A 21126-nucleotide genomic window follows, 5' to 3' on the forward strand; every position below is an offset into this window, starting at 1 on the left:
TGACATCCTGCGTCATCGCGGATGTCTTTGGTGATTCCGACATTTCGTCTCCTCGCGATGTGGGGCGGTGGATGCACAGAACGTACGGCCGCCGACCATTCAGAGGCACGAGTAGCGGACTACCTGTCTTCCGCAGGTGTCTTCCGCGGGGCTTCGGGGAGAGGCTTACTACTACGTGCCGACTCCCCCTGAGTGCAGTTCGCCGGCCAGGTTGGCCCGGGCCCCGATTCCCGGCGGCTGCGTGTCAGTGGCGTGTGAATCAGCAAGTCCCGTCAGCAAGGGCGCGCAGAATCTGTGCGCGCCCACCGATGTCGACTGGACCCGACGAGCACGCAACACGAACGCCTCCAACACCGCAACGTTGTCCTTCGCCGGCGTCGACATCGTGCGCTGCCGCTCCTCAGGTCCGTCCGGGTCAATGGTGTCCAGTGGCGGGGTCTGGAACCCGACGTTCCCGCGGGCGCGGTACCTGATCGCCCTTTGCATGCGCCCGCGTTCGCCGACTCCGCGCAGCCGGTGATCGACGCCGGGCTTGCCGACGCGGTGGACTCATATACAGCCATCACGGTGCAGGGGCACAACATCCGTTTGCCAGGGGCGGGTTGCTATTGCACGGTACGGATGACAAACGCGTCTGTGTTCTCGTCGTAACCGACCGTTTCGCCCACGAACAGTTCCCCAACCGTGTGGCCGTCCTCAGCGACCGCAATGAAGGTGGCTTCCTCCTCGTCGTATGTCACCGATCCTTGCACGAACATCGCCGCGACCTCGTGCCCATCCGCTCCGAAAACGACAAGCTTCAAGCCTCCGGCATCCTTCAGGTAGTGCGCCGCTTCGGCACGTGTCGTGACCATCGCTCGGATTCCTCTCTGCTGGTGGCTTGGTTGCAGCAGAGTATTCCCGAGACCAGTACCCAACGGGGTGGGTACAGATCGCCAATGCGCTCGTCAGCCGTGTGCCTGCCGCAGCTGAATACCTGGGTTGGCCCGAGACCGCGAAGGCTGCGCCGCCCCTTGTGATGCTGGCCTGCACTCATGAGCGCACCCTCGACGTCGTGCCCCTGAAGGCGCTTCGGAAGCACGCGGTCGCCCGACGACCTGGGCACCTTGTAACCGTGCGGCACTCACCGGACGACTCCTAGCGTTACAAGCGATCGCCGGGCCGATATGGCACACGATGGCCGACCAGCGGTGAAACGATACTGGCGTGGACGACGGTCGCGGTGCACTGACAGCAGCCGGGCTGTTGTGCGGGTCGTGCGGCACTCATTTGGGCGCGGAGCCAAATTCTGCAGTGAGTGCGGCACGCCACTCTCACAGGTCAATCAATCAGCGGAGTACAAGCAGGTGACGGTGCTGTTCGCCGACGTGGTGCATTCGATGGACATCGCCTCGGCGGTGGGGGCGGAGCGGTTGCGCGAGATCATGGCCGAGCTGGTCGACCGCTCGTCGGTGGTGGTGCTGCGGTATGGCGGCACGGTGGACAAGTTCACCGGTGACGGCATCATGGCGGTGTTCGGGGCACCGGCGGCGCTGGAGGACCACGCTTTGCGCGGCTGCCTGGCCGCGCTGGCCATTCAGGACGCGAGCCTGCTTCTGGCCTCCGAGGTGAGCCGCCGTGACGGCATCGAGTTGAGGTTGAGGGTCGGACTGAGTTCGGGAAAGGTGGTCGCAGGCGAAATCGGCTCGACGGCAAGGGTATACACCGCGATCGGTGAACAGGTCGGCATGGCCCAGCGGATGGAGTCGGTGGCGCCGCCGGGTGGGGTGATGGTCAGCGAATCGACCGCTCTTCTGGTGCAGGATCGCGCGGTGTTGAGCGACCCGCAGCTCGTGCACGTCAAGGGTGTCCGAGATCCGGTGCCCGCGCGACTGCTGCTTGATGCGGGCCGCGAGACGGCCGAGATGCACCGTGCGCAATCGACGTTGGTGGGTCGCAGCCGCGAGTTGGCGACCCTGACGGGTGAACTCGAGCGGGCGATCAGCGGCCGCGGTCGGGTTGTGGAGATTGTCGGGTCACCGGGCATCGGTAAGAGCAGGATCGCCGCCGAGACGGCGAGGCTCGCCAGCGACCGTGGTGTGGAGGTGATCACTGCGACCTGCGAATCCCACGCCACCGACGTCCCGCTCGGCGTGGCAGCCCGCCTGTTGCAGGAGACGTTCGGTGTAGGTGAGACCGAACCCGGTGTCGCTCGAAGTAAGCTTCGGGCATTGTTCGCCGGCAGCGATGCGGACGACGTCCTGCTGCTCGAGGACCTGCTCGGCATCAGAGACGTCGCCGATCCGATGCCCGACATCGCACCGCAGGCAAGCAGGAGGCGTGTCGGGCGGTTGATCAACACCGCTCTGCTGGAGAGAAAGTCACCTGCGATGTATGTCGTCGAAGACGTGCACTGGATCGACGAGGCGAGCGATGCCGTGCTCGCCGAGCTGATTTCCGTGCTTTCGCGGAGCCCGTCGATGGTGCTGGTCACCCACCGACCCGAATACCACGGCCCACTTCTGCAGGCAACGAGTTCAACGACGATAGTGCTTGCGCCGCTTACCGATGTTGACACCTCGGCTCTGGTCAACGAACTGCTCGGCCCACACGAGTCGGCTGCTGCAATGGTTGCCCAAATCTGTGAGCAGGCGGACGGCAATCCGTGTTTCGCAGAGGAGATCGTGCGTGACCTCGCAGCACGCGGTGTCTTGACCGGCACTCGGGGTGCATACGCCTGTCCTGCCGATTCGGCCGAGGTGAAGGTACCGGCAACCCTGGAAGCCGCCATCGCAGCGCGCATCGACCGTCTCGATACCGCAGTCAAAGGGGCTCTGAACACGGCGGCCGTCGCCGGGGCATCGTTCGATGCCTATCTGATCGCTACCGTGGTCGACGGCGACACCGACGCGTCATTGGCAGCCTTGGTTGAGGCCGAACTCATCGACCAGACCCGGCGTGCGCCGCGCGTTCAGTACGCTTTCCGGCACCCGCTGATTCGGACCGTCGTCTACGAATCGCAACTCAAATCTGTTCGAGTGGAACAACATCGGCGGCTTGCCGCTGCAATCCAACAATGCGACGCGCAGGCCCTTGACCAGAGCGCGGCGGTGATCGCGGGTCATCTGGAGGCGGCTGGAGACCTCCGTGCGGCGTACATGTGGCACCTGCGGGCCGCGGCTTGGTCGTCCACCCGCGACATTCGCGCCGCCCGCATCAGTTGGCGACACGCCCGCGATGTCGCCGACAGGCTGCCTGCCCCCGACGGCGACCGGTCCGCGATGCAGACGACGGCCCGCACGATGCTGTGCGCCACTGCCTGGCGAGTCGGCATCACCACTGCCGACGCAGGCTTCAATGAGCTTCAGCAGCTGTGCAGCGCGTCTGGCGACGCGCAGTCACAAACGGTCACCAAAGCGCTGCTCGCGGCGGCTCGCCACCGCGACGGCGATGTCGCTGAGGCGTACCGACTTGCCAGGGAGGTCGTCGCGAGGGCCGAGTCCTTCGGCGACGACGAAACCGCGATCCGCCTCTTGGCCAATGTGACCGTGTACATCATCCACGTTGGGGAGGCGCGCGAAGTGCTGCGGGTCGCGCAGCGGATCATCGACTTGGCCGACGGCGACCCTGCCAAAGGGCTTCTCCCGCACAGCAGTGTCGGCTCGCCGCTGGCGCTGGCAACAATGACCAGAGGTGTTGCGCGCGCTGCGTTGGGCATCGACGGATGGAAGGACGATCTGAGACGCGCCGTGACGATGGCCCGCGGGTTCGACCTGACTTCGCGGGCCATGGTCACGTCTTTCGTGCAGTTCGTCGCCACGTCGCAGGGCTGGCTGACGCCCGATGCCTCAGCGGTCGACGAATCGGAGGAGATACTCAGGCTGGCCGAGCAGTTCGGCGACGACCTCACGCTCGCCGCGGCTTACGTTCTGCGCGGCGCAGTACTGCGGCACAGCACCCGTTCCGAGCCGTCGGGGGTGCAGATGTTGGCGCGGGCACGAGAACTCGCCGAGCACGTCGGTGTCCGGTCGTGGAATCCGCTCATCGACATCGAAGCCGCGAAGGCCAAGGCCGACCTCGGAGACCTCGACGAAGCCATCGCCACGTTGCGCGGGCTCGTCGACGAGTTCGTCAATACCGGCGAGATGGCTTGGTACGGCGTCGCGACCAGCGCGTTGGTGGAGACGATGCTCTCGCGTGGCGGTGACGACGACGCTCAAGCCGCCGAGATTGCGATCGACCGGCTCGCCCGAATACCGACCGAGCCGGGTGTCGTGGCATACGAACTGCCCCTGCTGCGACTACGGGCTCTACTGGCGCGGGCTCACGGCGATGCCGCGGCTTATGCGCACTTCAGGGATCGCTACCGCGACATGGCGAGAACGCTTGGCTTCGAGGGGCATATCGCGTGGACCGAGGCGATGCCGTGACGGCGGTCGTTCTCCACCCCAACTGATCCGTGCAGCGTGCCCACATTTTGTCCGACAATTTGCAGTGAACTTAGGTGTTGAACTGTCAACGGCGGTGACGCATTTTAGCTGGTAGGACGGTTTTCACCCTGCTGGCTAGGGTCGCCAGAACAGTTCAATGGAGGATGCTGCTCGAACCGCCGAAGCGCCCGCGCCGATTTGAGCGCGACCGCGTCTGGTGCTGCAGCACGTGGCGTCGGCGCGGTAAGCCCGGGCTCAGCGCCCGTAAAAGATCTGGCAGCCTGCTCCGTAGTTGCCGCAATGCTTGCCCGACCTGCACCCAACGCAGCTACAGGTGCATTTCTTTTCTTCTGGGGCCGATGCGGCCCGGCGTGATGCTTGGATCATGTTCAACTCCCGACCTCGAAGGCATCTAGCTCACACTAGCCCCCCCGCATAGCGTTAATACAAGGTCTGTAGCGGCAAGCAGGGGTCTCTTTCGCGACATCAAGGCGGCGGGGATCCGATGCCGCGCGTCATGTCTCTCCGAAGGACTCCAAGCGGAAGAGGGCCGCGTCAGTGTTGCGGTTCGCACGGCCCCTCGCAGCTGTCCGGCAGCGATCGGGATCGTCGTCGCGGTGTTGTGGCTTGATCCGCCCTTACCCAGCCCGCCGCGTAATCGAATTGACAACGGGAGACGCGAGGGTGGTGATGTCGTGGCCCAGATAGTTGTACACGTGGCTGAACACGCTGGTGGTCGCCGGACGGTACGAACGATGCCGCCGGCAGTCCTGCTCACGAGACGGGAGAACCTTGGCCCCGGTTTCCAACCTGGGTAGCGCGCCGCGACGCACATCAGTGGTTGGCCAGCACGTTTCGGTTGGACTGGCGAAACGGACCCGAAGCCAACCCAAGGTTAGTAACCTCGGCGGTGGTAGTGCACACGAAACGATGTCTGGCCGAAATGCGGCCGAAACCCTGCCCGACGAAAGGGGCAATGAACGTGGCAGACACACTCCCCCAAGGACAACACCTCACCAAAGGAGGATCGCTCACCTCCAACAACGGGGCTTACACCCTGACCCTGCAGGACGACGGCAACCTAGTGCTCGCAACCTGGGGCGAGGCTTTTTGGTCGACGTCCACGAATGGCCAGGACGTGGTGCGCGCGGAAGTGCAGCCCGACGGCAACTTCGTGCTCTACACCAACGAGAAGCCGGTGTGGGCCTCCGGCACCAAAGGCAAGAAAGACGTCAGGCTGGTCTTGCAGGACGACCGCAACCTGGTGCTGTATGCGGCTGATGGGGTGGCGTGGTCATCGAAGACCAATACCGACGCGCCGCCGCCCCCGGCTCCCCAGGCCGCGGCTCCCGAGGTAGCTCCGGCCGCCGAACAGCCGGCTCCGGCACCCGAACCGGAACCCGCACCGCCGCCACCTCCACCGCCACCGGCAGTACGGACCTACACCGTCGTCTCCGGGGACACCCTGTGGGCCATCGCGGAGCGCTTCTACGGCGACGGCAGCAGATACCAGCAGATCGCCGATGCGAGCGGCGTCGCCAATCCCGACCTGATCCAGCCGGGACAGGTGCTGACGATTCCATAGTCGCCGATCACCGCACGAGGGTCGCGTTCTTCAACGGGAACGGCGTCCCCGCCCAGCTATGGGTGTTCCGGCTGGCGCCGCTCATCGGGGAGCGGCGCCGCCGGAATCCCGTAACCGATCTGTTCGGCAGACACGGGAAATTCGCCGACCGCCCAGTCCGTGATGAAGCGGCCAGCACCGAACGGGGCGGGCCTGTCACGTTCGGAGCCGTAACACGATCGCGTAAGGCCCTGGTGGGTCGCGGTGAAGTGGCCAGCGCTCACCCAGCCCGGACAGACCCCCTCCACCGCTGCGGATCCCCGGATGTGGACAGGGCGTCGGCAGCGGCGCCGCTCAATTCGCGAAACACGCCTGCACCGAGGGGAACTCGGGCAGGCCTACTTGTTGCCGCCGAGCAGTCCACCCAGGATGTTGCCGATCGCGCCGCCCTGGCTGCCACCCAGCACGCTGCCGAGGATGCTGCCCAGTGGGTTGCTGCCACCTCCGCCGCCGGCGCCGCCGAGGATGCTCCCCAGTACCTCGCCCAGCCCGCCACCTCCGGGTGCGGCCTGGGCCTGTGTCGAGCCAGCGCTCTTCTGCGCGAACTGCTTGCCGACATAGGCCAGCACGATCGGCGCCAGGAGCGGCAGCAGCTTCTTGATCAGATCGCTTCCGCCCGCGCCGGTGCCCGCCAGCGCCGATGCGACCGCGTTGCTGTTGTTACCCCCGAAGATGTTCGACACGATCTTGTCACCCTCGTTTTGGTCGACTTGGTCAACGTTGACACCGCCGTCGAGCAGCCCGCTCGCGGCGTGCTGGTTGGCCGCGGACGCGATCTGGCCCGCCTGATCGGGATCCTGGGCGTTCTGGTGCAGGCCACCGACGAGTGCGGGCACCAGCGTGTGAATGGCGTTGTTCACCTCGCCCTCGTCCACCCCGAGCTTGCCGGCGATCTGGTCGACGGGGATTTGTGAGTAGAGATCGTCGAGACCGGCCATGACATGCCCACCTTCGTTGCTGGTGTGTTACTGAAACTTGCTACCGACCCTAGTCCCATCGATCTCGGCATATACCATTTCGGCCGCAGACGTTTTCAGTTCGGCCGGATGGTATTCATCGACACGTCGCCCGGCGGAAATCGAGCCAGCCGGGCGGCCCCCGTCGCCGCGGCGGGTGTCAGCACGGTGCGCAGATCGGGGTGTCCGGTGTCCGGCTTGGGCACGATCCGTTGCATCAGACGGCGCGGCAGGAACCGGAAGGTGTGGTCGCCTTGCCAGGGCGATCGGGGCGCGACCGGTGCGAACGTCTCCGTGGGCCGGTCGCCGAGGGAAGCTAGGTCAGCTCCCAGACGACGGTCACCGAGAAGCCGACGGTCTGCTCGCCCGGCTCCAGCGGCACCGGTGCGGCAACAGCGCGGGGCATCGGGAGCGGCGTCGGAGGCGTCGGCCCCGCGGATTCCGAGATCGAGATGACCTTGCCCAGCTCGAGCCCCGACAGTTGGGCGTACTGCTGGGCGCGGTCGTTCGCGTCCTGGAACGCCCGCCCGCGTGCGTCCTTGACGAGGTGGGAGTCGTCGTCGATCGAGTAGTTGACCGAGTTGATCCGGGTGGCGTCGCCGCCGGTGCTGACGATCAGGGCCAGGGTGTTCGACGCCGAGTCCAGTTTGCGGATCTTCACGTCGATGGAGTTGCCGGCCCGGTATCCGACGATGGCCGAGGCGTCCGGCCCGTATTGCGGTTGCAGGCGGACCTGGGTGGTGCGGATGTCTTTGCGGTCGACGCCGGCGCTGACCAGTGCGTTGATCACGGCCTGCTGCCGCTGGCCGGTCTGGTTCATCGCGGCGGTGACGTCGGGCGCGGTGAACTCGATCGAGACGTTGGCCGTCAGCATGTCCGGTGTGCCCCGTACGTGTCCGGAACCGACCACGGTGACCTGTCGGCTGTCCTTGCCCGGTTGTTGCGGCGGCGCGGTTTTCGACGAGTCGCAGGCCGACAGTCCCACGACCGCCAGGCACGCGGCGGCCAACGGCAACAGGCGGTTCGGCATTCCTCGCCCCCTGGTTTCTGTTTCGGCGAGCTACTCGGCGAGCTACTCGGCAAGCTACTCGGCGAGCTACGGGGTGACGAGAATCTTGCAGTGCTCGTCGGGATTGGCCAATTCGTCGAACGCGGCGCCGACGTCCTGCAGACCGACCTCCGCGGTGATCAGCGGGCTGACGTCGACCTCGCCGTCGGCGATCGCCCGCAGCGACTCGGCGAATTCGGCCGGGTCGTAGGCGAAGACGAACTGCAGACTGATTTCTTTGGTGGTGCCGAAGAACGGCAGCACGGTGTCGGGCTGCATGCAGACGCCGGCGACGACGAGTCGTGTGCCCGCCGGCGCCCGGCGCAGCACGTCGTTGATGATCCCCGGCACACCCACCGCCTCGAACACCACGGCCGGCCTCGCCGCGTCGAACGGCGAGCCCCGGGCCGGGTCGACGGTCTGATGGGCACCCATCGCCTGCGCGAGTTCCCGTCGCTTGGGTGAATAATCGGCCGCCACGATGGTTTCCACCCCGCGGTTGGCCAGCGCCACGACGATGGCGGCCCCGATCGGGCCGGCGCCGATGACCAGCGCGGCCTCGCCGGGCTGGATCGCTGACTTGTTCACCGCGTGCAGGCCGACCGCCATGGGCTCTGTCAGGGCGGCGTAGCGAGGGTCCAGCCCGTTGGGAACCTCCAGCAGCAGCGGCGCGGACAACAGCATCCGCTCGGCGTAGCCGCCGGGCGTCCTGTTCGAATAGATGATCGGCTCGACACCCGCGGGCGACAACAGCACCGGAATCGACGTGACGACGGTGCCCGCCGCGGGAGCCTCGGTGCCGGGGCCGGCCTCGAGCACCTCGGCGCTGAACTCGTGACCCATGAAGACGTCACCGGACAGGTCGAGGCTGAAATCGCCGAGTCCGGTGCCGCTCATCTGCCCCCCGAGCGCAAGCACGTCCTTCCCGTGCTTCGCGAAATGCAGGTCTGAGCCGCAGATTCCGCATGCCCGCACGCCGACCAGCACCTGACCCGGGCCGGGCACCGGCTCGCCGACGTCGTCGCGGTACACCATTCGTCCGTCGCGGAGCACCGAAGCGCGCATCAGCGCTTCTCCTCACTCTCGAATTTGAGCTCGTCGGTGTGTTCGCCGATCGCCTTGACGACGGCCTCGCCGGCCCGGCCCAGCAGCTCTCCGCGCTTGTCCCGTGCCCATTCATGCGACGCCTGCGTCGCCTCCAGCTGGCCCTTGAAGTGCGGGATCACGTACCTGGCGAACAGCTCGTAGGACTTGTAGGTCGCCTTCGGCCGGGCCCAGTCGTGGCCGAGCAGCAGGAAAGTGCCGAACCCGCCCGAGCGGTCCAGCAGATCCTGGATGTAGGCGACCGCGTCGTCCGGCGTTCCGATGCAGCAATTGCCTTTGGCCGCATAGTCTTCGACGAACTGCCGCGGCGACTGTTGGCCCGCGATGGCGTTGGCCAGCGGCACGAACCCGGCCGCGCCGAAATAGTTGGCGAAGTCGGCCAGCCCGTAGGTGCAGTCGTCGATGGCCTGGTCGCGACTCTCCGCCATGTGCACGATCCCGAGCACCCGCCAGCCGCGGCGGTCAGGCTCGTCGCGGCCGGCCTTCTCGGCCTGCTCGATGACGATCTCCCACGCGTTGTCGATGGCCGCGTAGCCGCCGGGCACCGACATCGACAGCGAAAGCAGCGATGTCCCCAAGTTGCCGGCCAGTCGCGGGCCGGACGGCGAAATCATTGCCGCCGTGGAGATTTCGGGATACGGCCAGGTGTACGGGCGGATGTGCAGCTGGGCGTCGCGCAGCGTGAACCAGTCGGAGTGCCGATCGACACGCTCGCCGGGCGCGGCGCGGAACAGCGCCAGGATCGCCTCCAGCGACTCGTGCATCATCCGGCGCTGTTCGACGGGATCGATGCCCATCATGTACGCGTCCGACGGCAGCGCCCCGGGGCCGGTGCCGAACATCACCCGTCCGCGTGTCAGGTGGTCGAGCAGCACCCAGCGGTCGGCGACCATCAGCGGGTGGTGGTACGGCAGTGACACCACGCCGGTGCCCAGCTTCAGGTGCTTGGTGCGTTCGGCCGCCGCGGCGATGAACACCTCGGGGCACGCGATCAGCTCGTAGCCGCCGGAGTGGTGCTCACCGAACCACGCCTCGTCGTAGCCGAGGCGGTCCAGGGCCACCGTGCGTTCGAGGTCGTATTCCAATGCGAGCGTGGGGGATTGGCCCACCGGATGAAACGGCGTGATGAAGACGCCGAACCGCAGCGGTGCGTTCATCGCAACTCCAGTCCGGACAGGAAGTCGAGCAACTCGGCGTTGACTTCCTCCGGGCGCTCCTGCTGGACCCAGTGCCCGGCGCCGTCGATGATCACCTCGCGATACGGCCCGCTGACGACCTCGGAAGCCCGGTCGCGCCGGCTGAACAGCAGCACCGGGTCGTCGCTGCCGCCGATGAACAGCGACGGCGCCGTGATGGTGTCGGCGGGCGTGGTCGCGGTGAGCTCCCAGTTGCGGTCCATGTTGCGGTACCAGTTCAGGGGCCCGGTGAACCCGGTGCGGGTGAATTCCGCGATGTAGTGGTCGACTTCTTGCTGACTGATCCAGCCCGGCAGCGGCTTGGCGGCTGCCTCGGACGCGGGGCCGCTCAGCACCGTGCCCGGATCGGTGAACAACACCGTGCCCGGTTCGGTGAACAACCGCCTCATCGTGGTCGCGGGGTCGCGGCCCAGGTCGGCGTCGGCAACCCCCGGCTCCTGGAAGTAGGGGATGTAGAAGAAGTTGTCGCCGAAGATCCTCTTGAAGGCGTGCGTCGGCGGCACCCGGGGCCGCGGGATCGGTGGCACGCTCACTCCCACCACGCCGGCCACGCGGTCGGGGTGCAGTAGCGGCTCGGCCCACACCACGTTCGCCCCCCAGTCGTGCCCGACGAACACCGCCCGCTCGGCGCCGGCATTGTCGAGCAGCCCCGTCAGGTCGCCGGTGAGCGCGGCGATGTCGTAGTCCTCGATCGCGGCCGGCTTCGACGATCCGCCGTAGCCGCGCTGGTCCGGCGCCAGCACGTGGTAACCGGCTTCGGCCAGCGCCGGAATCTGGTGGCGCCACGAGTACGCCAGCTCGGGGAACCCGTGGGCCAGAATCACCACCGGCGCGCCCCGCTCACCTGCCTCGATGACCCGTAGCTCGACACCGTTCGTCTCAACTGACCGCTCGGTCGATGTGAGCACGGTCTCACCCAAGCACAGGTTCGCCGCGCTTGAAAGGGTCCTCCGCCAGCTCCGACTCGCGCTGTCGCGAGCGCGTCGCCGTCGCGGCGCCGGGCGCCGGAAACCGCCTGGGAACTGCCGAACGTTGGTCTAGCGGTAGCCTGAACTGAACTGACTGCCTTGTGTGTATTGGAAGGACGTGGCCGGCCGCGGCCGATGTTGGATGAACCGGAAAAACGTGATCCGCATGCTCACGGCGATTGCTGTGGTGCTGTTGCTGGGCTGGTCGTTCTTTTACTTCAGTAACGACACTCGTGGGTACAAACCGGTCGATACCTCCGTGGCGGTCGCGCAGATCAACGCCGACAACGTCAAGAGCGCCCAGATCGACGATCGGGAACAGCAACTGCGGCTGACCCTGAAGAGCGCCAACGGCAACACCGACAACTCCGACAAGATCATCACCAAGTACCCGACCGGGTACGCGGCAACGCTTTTCGACCAGCTGAACGCCAAGAAGGCGTCGGTCAACACCGTCGTCAACCAGGGCAGCATGCTGGGATCGCTGCTGATCTATCTGCTGCCGCTGCTGCTTCTCGTCGGGCTGTTCGTGATGTTCTCGCGGATGCAGGGCGGCGCGCGGATGGGCTTCGGCTTCGGCAAGTCGCGGGCCAAGCAGCTGAGCAAGGACATGCCGAAGACCACGTTCGTCGATGTCGCCGGCGTCGACGAGGCGGTCGAAGAGCTCTACGAGATCAAGGACTTCCTGCAGAATCCGGGGCGCTATCAGGCGCTGGGCGCCAAGATCCCCAAGGGTGTGCTGCTCTACGGGCCGCCCGGCACGGGCAAGACCCTGCTGGCGCGCGCCGTTGCGGGCGAGGCCGGTGTGCCGTTCTTCACGATCTCCGGTTCGGACTTCGTGGAGATGTTCGTCGGTGTCGGCGCCTCGCGTGTCCGCGACCTGTTCGAGCAGGCCAAGCAGAGCAGCCCGTGCATCATCTTCGTCGACGAGATCGACGCTGTCGGCCGCCAGCGCGGCGCGGGCCTCGGCGGCGGCCACGACGAGCGCGAGCAGACCCTCAACCAGCTGCTGGTGGAGATGGACGGCTTCGATCCGCGAGCCGGCGTGATACTGATCGCGGCGACCAACCGGCCCGACATCCTCGATCCGGCCCTGCTGCGCCCGGGCCGGTTCGACCGGCAGATCCCGGTGTCGAACCCGGATCTCAACGGGCGCAAGGCCATCCTGCGGGTCCACGCGCAGGGTAAGCCGATGGCGCCCGACGCCGACCTGGACGGCCTTGCCCGGCGCACCGTCGGTATGTCGGGTGCGGACCTGGCCAACGTGATCAACGAGGCTGCGCTGCTGACCGCGCGCGAGAACGGCACGGTGATCACGGGTGCTGCGCTGGAGGAGGCGGTGGACCGGGTGATCGGCGGCCCGCGCCGCAAGGGCCGCGTGATCAGCGAGCTGGAGAAGAAGATCACCGCCTACCACGAGGGCGGCCACACCCTGGCGGCATGGGCGATGCCCGACATCGAGCCGATCTACAAGGTCACGATCCTGGCCCGCGGCCGCACCGGCGGCCACGCCGTCTCGGTCCCCGAAGACGACAAGGGCCTTTTGACCCGCTCGGAGATGATCTCGCGGCTGGTGTTCGCGATGGGCGGCCGCGCCGCCGAGGAGCTGGTGTTCCGCGAGCCGACGACCGGCGCGGTGTCCGATATCGATCAGGCCACCAAGATCGCGCGCTCGATGGTCACCGAGTACGGGATGAGCGCCAAGCTCGGCGCGGTCAAGTACGGCACCGAGCACGGCGACCCGTTCCTGGGCCGCACGATGGGCACCCAGTCCGACTACTCACACGAGGTGGCCCGCGACATCGACGACGAGGTGCGCAAGCTGATCGAGGCCGCGCACACCGAGGCCTGGGAGATCCTGACCGAACACCGCGACGTGCTGGACATCTTGGCGGGTGAGCTACTCGAGAAGGAGACCCTGCACCGCGCCGAGCTCGAGGCGATCTTCGCCGAAGTGAAGAAGCGGCCCCGGTTGACGATCTTCGACGACTTCGGCGGCCGCATCCCGTCCGACAAGCCGCCCATCAAGACGCCGGGCGAGCTCGCGATCGAGCGTGGCGAGCCGTGGCCGCAGCCGGTCGCGGAGCCGGCGTTCAAGAAGGCCATCGCCGCGGCCAGCGAACAGGCCGAGGCCGCGAAGGCGGCCAACGGCAACGGCTCCAACGGCCACCCGGCCGGTCACCACGGCGCCCAGGCGCCCGGGCAGCCGCACCCGGTTGGGACGCAGCCCGACTACGGCGCCCCCGCCGGTTGGCACGCGCCCGGATGGCCTCCGCAGCATCCGCAGCAGTATTGGTATCCCCCGCAGCAATGGCAGCAGCCGTACCAGCCGTATCCGCAGTACCAGCCATACCCGCAGGGGCCGCCGCCGTCCGAGGGCGGCAACTCCTCCGGCGGGTCGTCCGGTGATGCGGGTGACGAGCGACGTAACCCGCCGACAAGCGGCTGAGGACGAACGGAGCCCCCGATGGCGCAGCCGAACTCGCATGCCGCGACGCTGTCCACCCCGGTGTTCGACCGAGAACGCGCAGAGGCCGCGGTGCGCGAACTCCTGTATGCCATCGGTGAGGACCCCGACCGGCACGGCCTGCGTGACACCCCGGCGCGCGTGGCACGGGCCTATCACGAGATGTTCGCAGGGCTCTACACCGACCCTGATTCGGTGCTGGACACCACGTTCGACGAGCAGCACGACGAGCTGATACTGGTCAAAGAGATCCCGATGTACTCCACCTGTGAGCACCATCTGGTGTCCTTCCACGGCGTCGCGCACGTTGGGTACATCCCGGGCAGGGACGGCCGGGTGACCGGCCTGTCGAAGATCGCCCGCGTCGTGGACCTGTATGCGAAGCGGCCGCAGCTGCAGGAACGGCTGACCGGACAGATCGCCGACGCGCTGATGCGCAAGCTCAGCCCCCGGGGCGTGATCGTGGTGGTGGAGGCCGAGCACCTGTGCATGGCGATGCGCGGCGTCCGCAAGCCGGGCGCGGTGACCACCACCTCGGCCGTGCGCGGACAGTTCAAGACCGACAAGGCATCACGGGCCGAGGCGCTGGACCTGATTCTGCGCAGGTGAGCGACACACGGGTTCAGGTGATGGGGGTCGTCAACGTCACCGACGACTCCTTCTCCGATGGGGGACTGTACCTGGACCGCGACCGTGCGGTGGAGCACGGGCTGGCGCTGGTCGCCCAGGGGGCGACGATCATCGACGTCGGCGGCGAGTCGACGCGTCCCGGCGCCTCCCGCGTCGATTCACACATTGAAACGGAGCGCGTTGTTCCCGTCGTGAAAGAGCTTGCAGCACAGGGTATTATGGTAAGCATCGACACGATGCGCGCGGAGGTGGCCGGCTCCGCGCTGGAGCACGGCGCGCGGATGGTCAACGACGTCTCCGGTGGTCGCGCCGACCCGCGAATGGCCGACGTGGTTGCCGAGACCGGTGTGCCGTGGGTGTTGATGCACTGGCGCTCGGTCACCGCCGCGCGTCGGCACGAGGTGCCCGAGTACGCCGACGTGGTCGCGGAGGTCAGGGCCGACCTGCTGGCGAGCGTGGCCGCGGCGGTCGCCGCCGGTGTCGACGAGCACCGGCTGATCATCGATCCGGGGCTGGGTTTCGCGAAGACGGCACAACACAATTGGGCCCTGCTGCGCGCGCTGCCGGAGTTCGTTGCCACCGGCATACCCGTGCTGGTGGGCGCTTCCCGGAAGCGGTTTCTCGGTGCGCTGCTCGCCGGGCCGGGCGGCTCGATCCGGCCGCCGGACGGCCGGGACACGGCGACCGCGGTCATCTCCGCGCTGGCTGCGCTGCACGGGGCGTGGGGGGTGCGGGTACACGACGCGCGAGCCACCGTCGACGCGCTGAAGGTGGCCCGGGCCTGGACGGCGGCCGACAGTGGCTGACCGAATCGAGCTGCGCGGGTTGCGGGTTCACGGTCACCACGGTGTCTACGAACACGAACGCCGCGACGGGCAGGAGTTCGTCGTCGACGTCACGGTCTGGATCGACCTGGACCGGGCGGCGGCAACCGACGCCCTGGCCGACACTCTGGACTACGGAAAGTTGGCGCAGCGGGCGGCCGACATCGTGGGCGGCCCGGCCAAGAACCTGATCGAATCGGTGGCCGGTGAGCTCGCCGAAGACGTGATGCGGGACGACCGCATACACGCCGTCGAGGTGGTCCTGCACAAGCCGCGGGCACCCATTCCGTTGACGTTCGATGACGTGGCGGTCGTGGCTCGGCGGTCCCGCCGGGGGGGCCGGGGCGGCGGCCCAGGATGACGCGCGTGGTGCTGTCGATCGGCTCCAATCTGGGTGACCGGCTGGCGCGGCTGCAGTCGGTGGTCGACGGGCTGGGGGAGGCCCTCGTCGCGGTGTCGCCCGTCTACGAGACGTTGCCGTGGGGCGGCGTGGAACAGGGACCGTTCCTGAACGCGGTGCTGATCGCCGACGACCCGGCAACGGACTGCCGCGGGTGGCTCGAGCGGGGCCAGGAACTCGAGCGGGCCGCCGAACGGGTCCGCGGCGCGCGCTGGGGGCCGCGCACGCTGGACGTGGACCTGATCAGCTGTACGGCCGGGGACAGCGAACTCTTCGTCCGTGAGCCCGATCTGACGCTTCCGCACCCGCTGGCGCACCAGCGCGCATTCGTGCTGGCGCCGTGGTCCGCGGTGGATCCGGGAGCACAGCTGGCGGTGGCAGGGGTGCGTCAACCCGTCGCGCGGCTGCTGGCCGAACTCGATCCCGTCGACAGGGACGGTGTGCGGGCGACCGACCTGGCCCTGCGGTCGGAGGTGTGAATGGGCCCCACCCGCAAACGTGACCTGACGGCCGCGGTGGTCGTCGCCGCGGTGATCGGCTACCTGCTGGTGGTCGGGCTCTACCGGTGGTTTCCGCCGATCACGGTGTTCACCGGCATCTCACTGCTCGGCGTGGCCGCGGCCGAAGCCCTGTGGGGCCGGCATGTGCGGTCGAAGATCGACGACGGGTTGATCGGCGACGGGAGCGACCTGTTGCATCCGCTGGCCGTGGCACGCACCGTCGTGATCGCGAAGGCGTCGGCATGGGTGGGTGCCGTCGCGCTCGGCTGGTGGATCGGTGTGCTGGCCTACCTCCTGCCGAAGCGGGGCACCCTGCGCGTGGCCGGCGAGGACACCGCCGGGTCGGTCGTGGCGGCCACCAGCGCGCTGGCGCTGATCGTCGCTGCGCTGTGGTTGCAGCATTGCTGCGAGAAGCCGGAGGAACCCCCCGACGATCGTGGCGCGACCGGCGACTAGAATCGCCGAGCTTGGTCGACACGCGGGGTGACCTCGCGCGGGTACAGTCAGCGCATGACCGTTCTGAGCCGCGGCGCCCGGTCAAGGCGCGGTGGCCGCAGGCCGGGTTGGCTGCTTCTGACGGCGTTGCTGGTCCTGGCCATTGCGGCCAGTTCAGCCTTGGTGTTCACCAACCGCGTCGAACTCCTGAAGCTGGCCGTGATCCTGGCGCTGTGGGCGGCGGTGGTCGCCGCGTTCGTCTCGGTCATCTACCGCAGGCAGAGCGACGCCGACGCGGCGAAGGCACGCGACCTCAAGTTGGTGTACGACTTGCAGCTCGACCGCGAGATCTCGGCGCGGCGGGAGTACGAGCTGACGGTGGAATCGCAGCTGCGGCGCGAGCTGGCCTCGGAGCTGCAGTCGCAGGCCGCCGACGAGGTCGCCGCCTTGCGGGCCGAGCTTGCCGCGCTGCGCAACAACCTGGAGATTCTTTTCGAGACAGAGCTGGCCCAGCGACCCGCGATCGAGACGGAGCGCACGGCCGTGCGGGCCTACAGCGACTGGGCACGCGAAACCGAGGTCACCGACCCCGGTCGGGGTTCGGCGTCCCGGGTCCGGCACGAGGTGGACTTCGACACGGGCGAGAACCGGATCATCGATGTGCCCGAGGAGCCGCTGGGCCGGCGACATCCCGAAGAGGAGCCGCTGGGCCGGCGACATCTCGACGAGGAGCCGCTGGGCTGGCGGCACGCGATGGACCACGGCCAGACCGTCGGTGCCGGCGCACACCGCCTGCCGTCGGAGAACGGCAGCTGGCCGCCGCCGGAGCCGGAGCCGGAGCCGGTCGAACCGCAGCCGGTGTTCCAGCCGCCACCACCACCGGAGCCGGAGCCGGAGCCGGTTGTCGAACCGCAGCCGGTGTTCCAGCCGCCGCCGCCACCACCGCAGCCGGAGCCCGCGCCGGCGACCGAGCCAGTCGGGCGCTACGGGGCGCCCCCCGAGCGCGTGATGTCGGCCGCGAGCGAGTGGAACCCGGCGCCCGCGGAGGGCCAATGGCTGCCTCCCGGCGCGCCCGGAAGTAACTGGGCGTCGTCCGGCAACGGCGTTTCGGCGCCCGCGCCTGTCGCCGCCGAGCCGCCGGGTGGCCGGCACGCGGGCCCGGCGGAGGGCGCGGCGCCGTTCCCGCAGCCCCCGCCCCCGCCGCCGTCCACCGAGGAGCCTGCGCCGCGGCATCGCGTGCCGGCTGAGACGCCGGCGGGCAACAGCCAGCACGGCGAGGGCCACGGGCAGTCGGTCGCCGAACTGTTGGCCCGGCTGCAGGCGACCCCGACCGCCGGTGGCCGGCGCCGACGGCGCGAAAACTGAGCTAAGCTCGTCTCGACCGTCCGGTACCCGCCGAGCAGGACCGGAACGATTCCACGACAAACTTGCGAGGTCGTCTGCGATGGAGCAGCTCGACGGATTGCGCCCGGCACGCCTTTCGGTCGGGATCATCTCCGCCGGCAAGGTGGGCACGGCGCTGGGCGTGGCACTGGAACGCGCAGGCCACGTCGTCATCGCCTGCGCCGCGGTGTCGCACGCTTCGCGGCGGCGCGCCGAGCGCAGGCTGCCCGACACCGCGATCATGCCCGCCCACGAGGTCGCCGCCCGTGCGGAGTTGTTGCTGCTGGCCGTGCCCGACGGGGAACTGCCCGCGCTGGTATCGGGACTCGCGGCAACCGGGGCGGTGCGGCCGGGAACGATCGTCGCGCACACCTCGGGTGCCAACGGGGTCGCGGTGCTGGCGCCGCTGGCCGGGCAGGGCTGCATTCCGCTGGCGATCCACCCGGCGATGACGTTCACCGGCGCCGACGAGGACATCGCCCGGCTTGCCGACACGTGCTTCGGCCTCACCGCGGCCGACGAGGTCGGATACGCGATCGGACAGTCGCTGGTCCTGGAGATCGGCGGCGAACCGTTCCGGGTGCGCGAGGATGCCCGCACGCTGTACCACGCGGCACTCGCGCATGCGAGCAACCACGTCGTGACGGTGCTGGCCGATGCGCTGGAAGCCCTCAGAGCGGCGCTGTGGGGTCAGGAACTCCTGGGCCAGCAGCTCGTCGGCGACGCGCCGGGGGGCATCGCGGAGCGGGTGATCGGCCCGCTGACCCGGGCCGCGGTGGAGAACACACTGCAGCGCGGCCAGGCCGCGTTGACGGGCCCGGTGGCCCGCGGCGACGCGGACGCGGTGGCCGCGCACCTGAGCGCTCTGGCGGAAGTGGATCCGCAACTGCGCGAGGCATACCGGGCGATTTCGCGGCGCACCGCGCAGCGCGCGCATGCACCCGCGGAAGTGTTCGCGGTGCTGGGCAACGGTTCGGAACGGGCGGGCTGCGGTGACAACTAGGACACGGAAGAAGTTCCATCCCGGCGAGCTGAACACCTACGCGGCGCCCAGGGATGTGGCCGATGTCACGCGTACCCTTCGTCACACCGGCCGGCGGGTGATGCTGGTGCCGACCATGGGTGCGCTGCATGACGGTCACCTCGCCTTGGTCCGCGCCGCCAAACGGGTTCCCGGATCGGCGGTGGTGGTGTCGATCTTCGTCAACCCGCTGCAGTTCGGCGCCGACGAGGATCTCGACGCGTACCCGCGCACCCTCGACCGCGACCTGGAGTTGTTGCGCGCCCTCGGCGTGGAATTGGCGTTCACGCCGACGATCGCCGCGATGTACCCGGACGGCCCCCGCACATCGGTGCAGCCGGGTCCGCTGGCCGCCGAGTTGGAAGGCGCCTCGCGCCCAACCCATTTCGCGGGCATGTTGACCGTGGTGCTCAAGCTGCTGCAGATCGTCGGGCCCGACCGGGCGTTCTTCGGCGAAAAGGACTATCAGCAGCTCGTGCTGATCCGGCAGATGGTCGCCGACTTCAACATCGACGTCCGGATTGTCGGCGTGCCGATCGTGCGCGAAGCGGACGGCCTCGCGATGTCGTCCCGCAACCGCTACCTGACCCCGGCCGAACGCGAGCAGGCGGGCGCGTTGTCGGCGGCGCTGCTGGCGGGGATGTACTCAGCGCCGGGGGGAGTGGAGGCAGCGCTGGACGCCGCTCGGGCCGTGCTCGACGAGGTCCCCGCCATTGACGTGGACTATCTGCAGGTGCGGGCAGCCGACCTGCAGCCCGCCCCGGCGAGCGGACCCGCCCGACTGCTGGTGGGCGCTCGGCTGGGAACCACCCGACTGTTGGACAACATCACCATCGATGTCGCCGGCACCGACGGGAAGTCGCTGACCGGGCCGGGCGACCATCACGAACTCCCGTGGAGGAATTGAAGTGTTGCGCACCATGCTGAAGTCGAAGATCCACCGCGCGACGGTCACCGAGGCCGACCTGCACTACGTGGGTTCGGTGACGATCGACGCCGACTTGATGGACGCCGCGGACCTGCTCGAGGGTGAACAGGTCACGATCGTCGACATCACCAACGGCGCGCGGCTGGTCACGTACGTGATCACCGGCACGCGGGGCAGCGGGGTCATCGGAATCAACGGCGCGGCGGCACATCTCGTCCACCCGGGTGACCTGGTGATCCTGATCGCCTACGGGGCGATGGAGGACGCCGCGGCACGCGGGTACCGGCCCCGAATCGTGTTCGTCGACGCGGACAACAAGCAGGTCGACCTCGGCGTCGACCCGGCGTACGTGCCCGACGGGTTCGGTTTGACCTCTCCGGCAGGCGTGCAGTAGCCGTGCTGCTGGCCATCGACGTCCGCAACACCCACACCGTCGTCGGATTGATCTCCGGGTCGGGTTCGCACGCGAAGGTGGTGCAGCACTGGCGGATTCGCACCGAGTCGGAGGTGACCTCCGACGAGTTGGCGCTGACCATCGACGGGCTGATCGGCGACGATGCCGAGCGGCTCACCGGCGCCACCGGTTTGTCCACGGTGCCGTCGGTGCTTCACGAGTTGAGGGAGATGCTCGACCAGTACTGGCCGTCGGTTCCGCACCTTCTGATCGAACCCGGCGTGCGCACGGGCATCCCGCTGCTCGTCGACAACCCGAAGGAGGTGGGCGCCGACCGCATCGTCAACGCGCTGGCCGCCTATCACAAGTACGGGGCAGCCTCGATAGTCGTCGACTTCGGGTCGTCGATCGTCGTGGACGTGGTGTCGGCCAAAGGCGAGTTCCTCGGCGGAGCGATCGCTCCGGGCGTCGAGGTGTCGTCGGACGCGGCGGCGGCCAGATCGGCGGCGCTGCGCCGGGTCGAACTGATGCGCCCGCGCTCGGTGGTGGGCAAGAACACCGTCGAATGCATGCAGGCCGGGGCGGTGTTCGGTTTCGCCGGTCTTGTCGACGGGCTGGTCCGGCGAATCCGGGAGGACGTCGACGGCTTCGGCAGCGACGACGTCAAGGTGGTCGCGACGGGGCACACCGCGCCGCTGCTGTTGCCCGACCTGCACAGCGTCGACGACTACGACCGCCACCTGACCCTCGACGGGCTGCGGCTGGTCTACGAGCGCAACCGCGACAGCCAGCGCGGCAAGCTCAAGCCCGCGCGCTAGCCCCTCGGAAGCGCTGGCCCC

21 protein-coding genes are annotated in these 21126 nt (G+C 68.2%); 13 read left to right on the plus strand and 8 right to left on the minus strand.

The window, feature by feature from the left end:
- Window positions 1–171 precede the first annotated feature (171 nt).
- Both VKG81_RS18785 and VKG81_RS18790 read right to left on the minus strand, forming a co-directional pair.
- Window positions 172–486: a hypothetical protein gene (locus VKG81_RS18785; protein ID WP_324398124.1), complete on the minus strand. Its 315-nt coding sequence runs from the start codon at window positions 484–486 to the stop codon at window positions 172–174.
- A 119-nt stretch (window positions 487–605) separates the two neighbouring features.
- A complete protein-coding gene (locus tag VKG81_RS18790) occupies window positions 606–854 on the minus strand; it encodes a hypothetical protein (RefSeq protein WP_324398126.1) in 249 nt (82 codons plus the stop codon).
- Between the two features lie 492 nt (window positions 855–1346).
- On the opposite strand from VKG81_RS18790, the gene VKG81_RS18795 reads away from it, so the two are divergent.
- Window positions 1347–4409, plus strand: a complete 3063-nt coding sequence (locus tag VKG81_RS18795) for an ATP-binding protein (protein ID WP_324398128.1) — start codon at window positions 1347–1349, stop codon at window positions 4407–4409.
- A 982-nt stretch (window positions 4410–5391) separates the two neighbouring features.
- On the plus strand, window positions 5392–5994 hold the full coding sequence (locus VKG81_RS18800) for a LysM peptidoglycan-binding domain-containing protein (RefSeq protein ID WP_324398130.1): 603 nt from the start codon (window positions 5392–5394) through the stop codon (window positions 5992–5994).
- 377 nt (window positions 5995–6371) lie between these two features.
- Here VKG81_RS18800 and VKG81_RS18805 read toward each other — a convergent pair whose 3' ends face one another.
- The 6 genes from VKG81_RS18805 to VKG81_RS18830 all read right to left on the minus strand — a co-directional run bounded on the left by VKG81_RS18805 (window position 6372) and on the right by VKG81_RS18830 (window position 11245).
- Window positions 6372–6971 carry a DUF937 domain-containing protein gene (locus VKG81_RS18805; protein WP_324398132.1) on the minus strand — a complete coding sequence of 200 codons (600 nt, stop codon included), beginning with the start codon at window positions 6969–6971 and terminating at the stop codon, window positions 6372–6374.
- A gap of 95 nt (window positions 6972–7066) precedes the next feature.
- Window positions 7067–7195: a hypothetical protein gene (locus VKG81_RS18810; RefSeq protein WP_324398134.1), complete on the minus strand. Its 129-nt coding sequence runs from the start codon at window positions 7193–7195 to the stop codon at window positions 7067–7069.
- A 110-nt stretch (window positions 7196–7305) separates the two neighbouring features.
- On the minus strand, window positions 7306–8019 hold the full coding sequence (locus VKG81_RS18815) for an SIMPL domain-containing protein (RefSeq protein WP_324398136.1): 714 nt from the start codon (window positions 8017–8019) through the stop codon (window positions 7306–7308).
- A 66-nt stretch (window positions 8020–8085) separates the two neighbouring features.
- Window positions 8086–9102: a zinc-binding dehydrogenase gene (locus VKG81_RS18820; RefSeq protein WP_324398138.1), complete on the minus strand. Its 1017-nt coding sequence runs from the start codon at window positions 9100–9102 to the stop codon at window positions 8086–8088.
- Window positions 9102–10298, minus strand: a complete 1197-nt coding sequence (locus VKG81_RS18825) for an LLM class flavin-dependent oxidoreductase (protein WP_324398140.1) — start codon at window positions 10296–10298, stop codon at window positions 9102–9104. Before VKG81_RS18825 ends, VKG81_RS18820 begins: the two co-directional genes overlap by 1 nt.
- Window positions 10295–11245 (minus strand): alpha/beta hydrolase, encoded by a 951-nt coding sequence (locus VKG81_RS18830; protein ID WP_324398142.1) that lies wholly within the window; start codon window positions 11243–11245, stop codon window positions 10295–10297. Before VKG81_RS18830 ends, VKG81_RS18825 begins: the two co-directional genes overlap by 4 nt.
- A gap of 202 nt (window positions 11246–11447) precedes the next feature.
- Here VKG81_RS18830 and ftsH point away from each other — a divergent pair, with 202 nt between their 5' ends.
- From ftsH to VKG81_RS18885, 11 genes are all read left to right on the plus strand, one after another.
- Window positions 11448–13754 carry an ATP-dependent zinc metalloprotease FtsH gene (gene ftsH / locus VKG81_RS18835; protein ID WP_324398144.1) on the plus strand — a complete coding sequence of 769 codons (2307 nt, stop codon included), beginning with the start codon at window positions 11448–11450 and terminating at the stop codon, window positions 13752–13754.
- A gap of 18 nt (window positions 13755–13772) precedes the next feature.
- Complete coding sequence (gene folE / locus VKG81_RS18840; RefSeq protein ID WP_324398147.1) at window positions 13773–14381, plus strand: GTP cyclohydrolase I FolE; 609 nt, start codon at window positions 13773–13775, stop codon at window positions 14379–14381.
- On the plus strand, window positions 14378–15208 hold the full coding sequence (folP, locus tag VKG81_RS18845) for a dihydropteroate synthase (protein WP_324398149.1): 831 nt from the start codon (window positions 14378–14380) through the stop codon (window positions 15206–15208). The genes folE and folP overlap by 4 nt, the downstream gene beginning before the upstream one ends.
- A complete protein-coding gene (gene folB / locus VKG81_RS18850; protein ID WP_324398151.1) occupies window positions 15201–15587 on the plus strand; it encodes a dihydroneopterin aldolase in 387 nt (128 codons plus the stop codon). Before folP ends, folB begins: the two co-directional genes overlap by 8 nt.
- The gene (folK, locus tag VKG81_RS18855) at window positions 15584–16105 is read left to right on the plus strand and encodes a 2-amino-4-hydroxy-6-hydroxymethyldihydropteridine diphosphokinase (RefSeq protein WP_324398152.1); all 522 of its coding nucleotides are present in this window, start codon (window positions 15584–15586) and stop codon (window positions 16103–16105) included. Before folB ends, folK begins: the two co-directional genes overlap by 4 nt.
- Window positions 16106–16582 carry a DUF3180 domain-containing protein gene (locus VKG81_RS18860; protein WP_324398153.1) on the plus strand — a complete coding sequence of 159 codons (477 nt, stop codon included), beginning with the start codon at window positions 16106–16108 and terminating at the stop codon, window positions 16580–16582.
- A gap of 54 nt (window positions 16583–16636) precedes the next feature.
- On the plus strand, window positions 16637–17926 hold the full coding sequence (locus VKG81_RS18865; protein WP_324398155.1) for a DUF6779 domain-containing protein: 1290 nt from the start codon (window positions 16637–16639) through the stop codon (window positions 17924–17926).
- Window positions 17927–18005: 79 nt separating this feature from the next.
- Entirely contained in the window at window positions 18006–18947 is a 942-nt protein-coding gene (locus VKG81_RS18870) for a Rossmann-like and DUF2520 domain-containing protein (RefSeq protein ID WP_324398157.1), read from the plus strand.
- Entirely contained in the window at window positions 18937–19872 is a 936-nt protein-coding gene (gene panC / locus VKG81_RS18875; protein ID WP_324398159.1) for a pantoate--beta-alanine ligase, read from the plus strand. The genes VKG81_RS18870 and panC overlap by 11 nt, the downstream gene beginning before the upstream one ends.
- A 1-nt stretch (window position 19873) precedes the next feature.
- Entirely contained in the window at window positions 19874–20287 is a 414-nt protein-coding gene (gene panD / locus VKG81_RS18880) for an aspartate 1-decarboxylase (protein WP_324398161.1), read from the plus strand.
- A 2-nt stretch (window positions 20288–20289) separates the two neighbouring features.
- On the plus strand, window positions 20290–21105 hold the full coding sequence (locus tag VKG81_RS18885) for a type III pantothenate kinase (RefSeq protein WP_324398163.1): 816 nt from the start codon (window positions 20290–20292) through the stop codon (window positions 21103–21105).
- Window positions 21106–21126: the final 21 nt, after the last annotated feature.

It is taken from the genome of Mycobacterium sp. (assembly GCF_035314905.1).
In the GTDB taxonomy this organism is placed as follows: domain Bacteria; phylum Actinomycetota; class Actinomycetes; order Mycobacteriales; family Mycobacteriaceae; genus Mycobacterium.

Bases quoted from the DNA above. Each gene is read 5' to 3' on its own strand.
- VKG81_RS18860 (WP_324398153.1), top strand. From the start codon at position 16,106: ATGGGCCCCACCCGCAAACGTGACCTGACGGCCGCGGTGGTCGTCGCC.
- VKG81_RS18805 (WP_324398132.1), bottom strand. From the start codon at position 6,971: ATGGCCGGTCTCGACGATCTCTACTCACAAATCCCCGTCGACCAGATC.
- VKG81_RS18785 (WP_324398124.1), bottom strand. From the start codon at position 486: ATGCAAAGGGCGATCAGGTACCGCGCCCGCGGGAACGTCGGGTTCCAG.
- VKG81_RS18870 (WP_324398157.1), top strand. From the start codon at position 18,006: ATGGAGCAGCTCGACGGATTGCGCCCGGCACGCCTTTCGGTCGGGATC.
- VKG81_RS18815 (WP_324398136.1), bottom strand. From the start codon at position 8,019: ATGCCGAACCGCCTGTTGCCGTTGGCCGCCGCGTGCCTGGCGGTCGTG.
- VKG81_RS18820 (WP_324398138.1), bottom strand. From the start codon at position 9,102: ATGCGCGCTTCGGTGCTCCGCGACGGACGAATGGTGTACCGCGACGAC.
- folK (WP_324398152.1), top strand. From the start codon at position 15,584: ATGACGCGCGTGGTGCTGTCGATCGGCTCCAATCTGGGTGACCGGCTG.
- ftsH (WP_324398144.1), top strand. From the start codon at position 11,448: ATGAACCGGAAAAACGTGATCCGCATGCTCACGGCGATTGCTGTGGTG.
- VKG81_RS18825 (WP_324398140.1), bottom strand. From the start codon at position 10,298: ATGAACGCACCGCTGCGGTTCGGCGTCTTCATCACGCCGTTTCATCCG.
- VKG81_RS18865 (WP_324398155.1), top strand. From the start codon at position 16,637: ATGACCGTTCTGAGCCGCGGCGCCCGGTCAAGGCGCGGTGGCCGCAGG.
- folE (WP_324398147.1), top strand. From the start codon at position 13,773: ATGGCGCAGCCGAACTCGCATGCCGCGACGCTGTCCACCCCGGTGTTC.
- VKG81_RS18790 (WP_324398126.1), bottom strand. From the start codon at position 854: ATGGTCACGACACGTGCCGAAGCGGCGCACTACCTGAAGGATGCCGGA.